This is a genomic window from Methylobacterium marchantiae (genome assembly GCF_042679825.1).
Classification (GTDB): Bacteria; Pseudomonadota; Alphaproteobacteria; order Rhizobiales; family Beijerinckiaceae; genus Methylobacterium; species Methylobacterium marchantiae.
Window position 1 is genome coordinate 55,642 of sequence record NZ_JBHTND010000028.1, and the last position, 6,669, is coordinate 62,310.

Here is a 6,669-nt window from a genome sequence, read left to right on the forward strand (position 1 = left end):
CGGAGAGCAATGATCGACGCGCGGTTGCGTTCCTCGATCGGATGCATGACGCGGGGTCAGGGCGGGCCGTTCACAGGTCCAGCGTCAGCGTCACCGGGACATGGTCGGAGGGCCGCTCCCAGCCGCGCGCCTCGCGAAAGACGTCCACGGAGCGCGCGGTGCCGATGAGGTCCGGCGAGATCCAGGCATGGTCGAGGCGCCGCCCCTTGTTGGCCGCGGACCAGTCGGGCGAGCGATAGCTCCACCACGTGTAGATCTTCTCCGGCTCCGGCGTCAGGAGGCGGGCGGCATCGATCCAGCCGGCCTCGCCGCGCAGGAGTTCCAGCGCCTCGGTCTCCACCGGCGTATGGCTGACCACGGAGAGAAGCTGCTTGTGCGACCAGACGTCGTGCTCCAGCGGCGCCACGTTGAGGTCGCCCACCAGGATCGCCGGGCCGGCCACGCGCCGCCCGCCCCAGGCGCGCAGATCGCGCAGGAAATCGAGCTTGTGCGCGAATTTCGGGTTGAGGCCGACATCCGGGATGTCCCCGCCGGCGGGGACATAGAAATTGTGGATCACGAGACCGGCGGCCGCGCCGGCCTCCGGCCCGAGCACCGCCGAGATGTGGCGCGCGTCCGGCCGCTCGCAGAAGGCCATGACGTCGCGGGTCAGCAGCGGAAAGCGCGAGAGGATGGCGACGCCGTTATAGCCCTTCTGCCCGGCGAACACGACGTGGTCGTAGCCGGAACCGCGCAAGGCCTTGAGCGGAAAGGCGTCGTCCGGGCATTTCGTTTCCTGCAGGCAGAGCACGTCGGGCTTCGCCAGCGCGAGGAAACGAAGGACGAGATCGATGCGCAGCCGCACCGAATTGATGTTCCAGGTGGTGACGGAGAGGCGCAACGGGTCTAGCTCACATGTGTCATAAGGATCGGGACCGGCCGCTTCGATAGACCGGATCGGCCTGCCCGTCGCCGCAGAAGTGCCGCGTTCCGCCATCGGAAGGAACGCGCCGTAGAAGATACAGGAAGGATCGCCCGTCGTGTCGCGCACCCGCTCTGCGCTCTTCAACGTCTACTGGGCCGGCTGGACCGCCCTGTTCGCGTTCCCCCTCGTAGTGCTCGCGATCCTCGGTTGCCCGACCCGGCCGATCCGGGCGGCGACGCGGCTGTGGTCGCGCGGCATCCTGTTCGGGCTGCGCCACATCGTCGGCCTCAGCTACGTGGAGGAGGGGCGGGCGCATATCCCGGCGGAGCCCTGCCTGATCGTGGCCAACCACCAATCGGCCTGGGAGACCCTGGCCTTCCTCATCCTGATCCCCAACGTCGCCATCGTCGCCAAGCGCGAACTCGTGGCGATCCCCATCGTCGGCTGGTTCCTGCGCCGCTCGCCGATGATCATCATCGACCGGGCCAACGGCACCCAGGCCCTGCGCACCATGATCGACGAGAGCCGGCTCGCCATCGCGGAAGGGCGCTCGATCCTGATGTTCCCGGAAGGGACCCGCAGCACCATCGACGCGCCGGTGCAGTTCAAGCGCGGGGTCGAGCTTCTCTACGCCAAGCTCGGCCTGCCGGTGCTGCCGGTGGCGGTGAATTCCGGCCTGTACTGGCCCCATGGCGGCTCGCGCCACATCCCCGGAACCGTGGTGGTGAGCTACCTCGCGACCCTGAAGCCGGGATTGAGCGGGGGCGAGTTCATGCGCGGCACGCAGGATGCGATCGACGCGGAGCTGGATCGCTGGCGGGGTAGCGCGGCGATGGAGCTTCAGGCGTCCTGACGCCCCCGTTCCCGGACGCCTGGAGCGCCAGCGGCTCGACATCATAGGGACGCTGCGCGGCGTCTCGTGCTGGGCCCCGGCTCACCCTCCGCTTCGCTTCGGGCGGCCGGGGAAGGGGAGCATGTGACGACGAGGGGCTCGTCCGTCATCCGGTCCACGCGACAGCCTTTGATTTCCCGCCACCGTTCCCGGACGCCTGAAGCGCCAGCGGAAGGTGATCCGGGACCCAGCGCAAAATGCGTCGCGCCAGCGGCTCGACATCATAGGGACGCTGCGCGGCGTCTCGTGCTGGGCCCCGGCTCACCCTCCGCTTCGCTTCGGGCGGCCGGGGAAGGGGAGCATGTGACGACGAGGGGCTCGTCCGTCCTCCGATTCAGCCGACAGCCTTTGATTTCCCGCCACCGTTCCCGGACGCCTGAAGCGCCAGCGGAAGGTGATCCGGAACCCAGCGCACAAAGCGCCGCATCAGCGGCTCGATATCATAAGGTCGCTGCGCGGCGTCTCGTGCTGGGCCCCGGCTCACCCTCCGCCTCGCTTCGGGCGGCCGGGGAAGGGGAGTTTGTGACGACGAGGGGCTCGTCCGTCATCCGATCCACGCGACAGCCTTTGATTTCCCGCCACCTTTCCCGGACGCCTGAAGCGCCAGCGGAAGGTGATCCGGGACCCAGCGCACAAAGCGCCGCGCCAGCGGCTCGGTATCATGGGGACGCTGCGCGGCGTCTCGTGCTGGGCCCCGGCTCACCCTCCGCTTCGCTTCGGGCGGCCGGGGAAGGGGAGCATGTGACGACGAGGGGCTCGTCCGTCCTCCGATCCACGCGACAGCCTTTGATTTCCCGCCACCGTTCCCGGACGCCTGAAGCGCCAGCGGAAGGTGATCCGGGACCCAGCGCACAAAGCGCCGCATCAGCGGCTCGACATCATGGGGACGCTGCGCGGCGTCTCGTGCTGGGCCCCGGCTCACCCTCCGCTTCGCTTCGGGTGGCCGGGGAAGGGGAGTTTGTGACGACGAGGGGCTCGTCCGTCATCCGATCCACGCGACAGCCTTTGATTTCCCGCCACCTGTCCCGGACGCCTGAAGCGCCAGCGGAAGGTGATCCGGGACCCAGCGCAAAATGCGCCGCGCCAGCGGCTCGGTATCATGGGGACGCTGCGCGGCGTCTCGTGCTGGCCCCCGGATCGGGTTCCGCTTCGCTTCGGGCGGCCGGGGAAGGGGACCGGGAGTGCGCTCCGCCCCCTCACTGCGCCTTGATCTGCCTCTCCATCGCCTTGTCCTCGGTGCGCCCGTAATTGATGAAGAACTGGCTGCCGTCGACGGCCCGGCCCTTCTGCAGGTTCGAGAGCTGCACCGTGGTCTGGTAGCCCTGCGGGTCGGTGATCCGCCACTGGCTGAGGGTCTTCATCTCGGCGTCGAAGTACAGCTGGATCTTGGAGGTGCCGCCCAGGGTCGCGCGGTCCTCCAGCGAGATGCGGATGCCGCCCGGATCGTTGGAGACGTCGCTCACGGTCAGGTCGCGGGCGAGATCGATCTTGTCGCGGAGCAGGAATTTCAGCGGCGTCTGCGAGATGAAATAGAGGTCCTGGGTCTTGAGCTTGCGGTCCTTCACCGCCACCGAGGTCCCGTCGGCCACCACCTCCATGGGGGAGGGCTGGTCGTAGTCGAAGCGCAGGCGGCCGGGCTTGGCGAGGGTCAACTTGCCGCCGATGCGGCGCCCGTCGGCGGCGATCTGGACGAAGTTGCCGGTGAGCGTGGTCATGCCGTTGAAATAGGCATTGGCCTGGGCGAGCACGGCGGCGGGCTCGGCCTCCAGCATGGACGACGCGGCGGTGGGCGCGCCGACGGCGGCGACCTTGGCGGGTGTCTCGGCGGCGGCGGCCTTGGCGCCGGACTTGGCACCGGTGGCCGCCTTGTCAGGACTCGCCTTGTCGGAGGCCGCCTTGGCGTCCTTGGGTTTGGGCGACTGCGCCACCGGCTTCTTCGGCGCGGCGGGAGCGGCCGGGCCGGGAGCCGCTTCCGGCTCGGGCGCCGGGGCGGGGGCGGGCAGCTCCTTGCGGCCGAACAGGCCGTCGAGGAAGGACGAGACCTGGGCCGAGGCCGGCGCGGGCTGGAGGCTCGCGGCCAGCACGAAGAGCGAGCCGGCGGCGAGGGTGTGGCGGCGGCCGGTCATCGTGGCGCGTTCTCCGAAATCGGGTGAGGTTCCGGCTTAGAACCCCACCCTGTGGCGAATATGGGACGTCGATGCGGTGGCGGTGAGGGGGCGAGGGGACGGTTCGCCTCGTCCGGAGCCGCCCCCACCCCGGTCCCTCCCCGCGAGGGGAGGGAGGCGGAGCTCACTCGTCGTCGTCCATCATCGACGAGGACATCGAGATCGACCCCATGCTGGACGGCGCGGTCTCCATCAGGATCTCGCGCTTGCCGGCGTGGTTGGCCTGGCCGACGATGCCCTCGACCTCCATCCGCTCCATGATCGAGGCGGCGCGGTTGTAGCCGATCTGCAGGCGGCGCTGGATGTAGCTGGTGGAGGCCTTGCGGTCTCGCATCACCACCTGCACCGCCTGGTCGTAGAGGTCGGCCCCCGCATCGATGCCGCCGCCGGCATAGGCGCCCGCATCGAAGATCGGCGCATCGATCTCCTCCGCTTCGGCCGCGGCCGCCTTCTCGGCCTTGGAGGCCTTGGCCGGCTTCTCCTCGGGCGGGCTGTCGTCGATGGTGACCGCCTCGAGATAGGAGGGTCGGCCCTGGCGCTTGAGATGGGCGACCACGCTCTCGACTTCCGAATCCGAGCAGAACGGGCCGTGGACGCGGGTGGTACGGCCGCCGCCGGCCATGAACAGCATGTCGCCCTGGCCGAGCAGCTGCTCTGCGCCCATCTCGCCGAGGATCGTGCGAGAATCGATCTTCGAGGTCACCTGGAAGCTGATCCGGGTCGGGAAATTCGCCTTGATCGTGCCGGTGATGACGTCCACCGACGGACGCTGCGTCGCCATGATCAGGTGGATGCCCGCCGCGCGCGCCATCTGGGCGAGACGCTGGATCGCGCCCTCGATGTCCTTGCCCGCCACCATCATCAGGTCGGCCATCTCGTCGACCACGATCACGATGTAGGGGAGGGCCGAGAGGTCCATCTCCTCCGTCTCGAACACGGCCTGGCCGGTTTCCCGGTTGAAGCCGGTATGGACCTCGCGGGTGATGATCTCGCCCTTGGCCCGCGCTTCCGCCATCCGGGCATTGTAGCCGTCGATGTTGCGGACCGCGATCTTGGACATCTTTTTGTAGCGCTCCTCCATCTCGCGCACGGCCCATTTAAGGGCGATGACCGCCTTCTTCGGGTCCGTGACGACGGGGGAGAGCAGGTGCGGGATGCCGTCGTAGACGGAGAGTTCCAGCATCTTCGGGTCGACCATGATCAGGCGGCACTCTTCCGGCTTCATCCGGTAGAGCAGCGACAGGATCATGGTGTTGATGGCCACCGACTTGCCCGAGCCGGTGGTGCCGGCCACCAGCAGATGGGGCATCTTGGCGAGATCGGCGATGATCGGCTCGCCGCCGATGTTCTTGCCGAGGCACAGGGCGAGCTTGTGCTTGCTGATGCAGAAATCGGCCGAGGACAGGAGCTCGCGCAGATACACGGTCTCGCGGGTCTCGTTCGGCAGTTCGATGCCGATGACGTTGCGGCCGGGAACGACCGCGACGCGGGCGGAGATGGCCGACATCGAGCGGGCGATGTCGTCGGACAGGCCGATGACGCGGCTCGACTTGGTGCCCGGCGCCGGCTCGAGTTCGTAGAGCGTGACCACCGGGCCGGGGCGCACGGCGAGGATGTCGCCGCGCACGCCGAAATCCTGCACCGTCTGCTGGAGGTTGAGGGCGTTCTGCTCCAGCACGTCGGCATCGACCTCCTCGGTGCCGGTGAGCGGCGGCTCGGCCAGCAGTTCGAGGGAGGGGTGCTCGTAATCCTCGTTCTCGACGAGCGACATCGGCGTGTGCCGGCCGGCCGGGATCAGCGTGGCGCGGGGCTCGGGGAAGATCGCGCGGGACGGAGACGGGGCGGGCGGCGGAGCGGGCAGGGCGAGGAGGGGTGCGGGCGCCTCCTCCACCTCGTCCCGCGCATCGGTCGGGCGCGCGACGAGTTCCTCCGGCGCCGCTTCCGGTTCGGGCATCGGGGCCGGAGCCGCCTTCGGGTTGCGCAGCAGGACCGGGCGCGGCGGCAGCGGCACGATGACCGGAGCGACCGCGGCAGGGGAGGGGGCCTGGACGAAGGAGGCCGGCGCCGGAGCCTCCATCACCGGAGGCTGGATGACAGCGGCTTGGCTCTCGGGGGCCGGCATGCGGGCCGGCCGGATCGCGGCGCGGGCGGCCATGGCCGAGACGAGGGGGGAGCGTTGAGCGGACAATCCGGTCGGCTCGATGACGAGGGCGAGGGTCGCCGCCTCGGCCACCGAAGCGACGCGGTCCTCGTGGCTCGGCTCGCCGGCGCGGGCGTCGACATGGCCGTTGTCCTGACCATTGGCGGGGCGGGGTGCGCCGCTACGGTCGAAACGGACCAGACGGTCGAGGACGTAGACCGGGTTCGGCGGAAGCGCGCGCAGCAGCGAGATGTCCACCGGCGGCGAGACGATGAAGGGCACCGGCGCGACCATGTCCTCGACGACCGCCTTCGCCGCGACCATGTCCGGAACCGGAGGCGCGGACGCGGCATCGGCATGGATGGCCGACCACGCATCGAGGGCGATCGAATCCTCGCCGTCGAACCAGGCCCGCATGGCGGCCCAGTCCGGCACGTCGGTCCAGTCGCGGTCCACGGGCGATGCCGCGGGGGCGAGGGCGGGGGCGGGCTCGGCCACGGTCACGACCGCCGGGATCGGCAGCGGCTCGTCGGCGACGGCCGCGAGGACGGCCTGCGGGCGGCGGTCG

General features: G+C 69.7%; 4 protein-coding genes. 1 reads left to right on the top strand and 3 read right to left on the bottom strand.

What is annotated here, in order from left to right:
• Nucleotides 1–70: 70 nt before the first annotated feature.
• A complete protein-coding gene (locus tag ACFQ4G_RS17685; RefSeq protein ID WP_238207479.1) occupies nt 71–880 on the bottom strand; it encodes an exodeoxyribonuclease III in 810 nt (269 codons plus the stop codon).
• Nucleotides 881–1,019: 139 nt separating this feature from the next.
• On the opposite strand from ACFQ4G_RS17685, the gene ACFQ4G_RS17690 reads away from it, so the two are divergent.
• The gene (locus tag ACFQ4G_RS17690) at nt 1,020–1,757 is read left to right on the top strand and encodes a lysophospholipid acyltransferase family protein (RefSeq protein ID WP_238207477.1); all 738 of its coding nucleotides are present in this window, start codon (nt 1,020–1,022) and stop codon (nt 1,755–1,757) included.
• Nucleotides 1,758–2,992: 1,235 nt separating this feature from the next.
• Here ACFQ4G_RS17690 and ACFQ4G_RS17695 read toward each other — a convergent pair.
• Together ACFQ4G_RS17695 and ACFQ4G_RS17700 are read right to left on the bottom strand one after the other, a co-directional pair.
• On the bottom strand, nt 2,993–3,922 hold the full coding sequence (locus tag ACFQ4G_RS17695; protein WP_238207475.1) for a LolA family protein: 930 nt from the start codon (nt 3,920–3,922) through the stop codon (nt 2,993–2,995).
• A 163-nt stretch (nt 3,923–4,085) separates the two neighbouring features.
• A partial coding sequence (locus ACFQ4G_RS17700) for a DNA translocase FtsK (protein WP_379040734.1) occupies nt 4,086–6,669 on the bottom strand: 2,584 nt, incomplete at its 5' end.

Coding starts and splice junctions, on each gene's coding strand:
- ACFQ4G_RS17695 (WP_238207475.1), bottom strand. CDS start 3,922: ATGACCGGCCGCCGCCACACCCTCGCCGCCGGCTCGCTCTTCGTGCTG.